The sequence below is a fragment of the Mesorhizobium sp. M1A.T.Ca.IN.004.03.1.1 genome, assembly GCF_003997555.1.
Lineage (GTDB): Bacteria > Pseudomonadota > Alphaproteobacteria > Rhizobiales > Rhizobiaceae > Mesorhizobium.
This window is the reverse complement of record NZ_RZTV01000588.1, coordinates 1-258: the sequence shown is the minus strand read 5'-3', so window position 1 is coordinate 258 and position 258 is coordinate 1. Positions and strand designations below refer to the sequence as shown.

The window sequence follows — 258 nt, the reverse complement described above, 5'->3', positions numbered from 1 at the left end:
GCTCCATCAGTGCCTTGCAGAGCGGCGAGGCAAGCCAGGAGCCATGCGCCACTTCGTCGCCGCCGATATGGAGATATTCGCCGGGAAACAGCGTCACCATCCCGTCGAACACCTTGCGGAGAAATTCATAGGTGAACTCCACCGCCGGATTGAGGGCGTTGTTCGGATAACCCTGCACCGAGCGGTAACTGTCCGGCGCCTCCTGCCCGTCGACAAGCTCGGGCAGTGAGAACAGCGTCGCCATGCTGTGGCCTGGAA

The 258-nt window shown here is 61.6% G+C and carries 1 protein-coding gene; it reads right to left on the bottom strand.

Annotated elements, in window-relative coordinates; all coding sequences use genetic code 11:
• Positions 1–258, bottom strand: a 258-nt coding sequence (locus EOD29_RS32985) for a family 20 glycosylhydrolase (RefSeq protein ID WP_164764008.1), incomplete at both ends; no start/stop codon positions are given.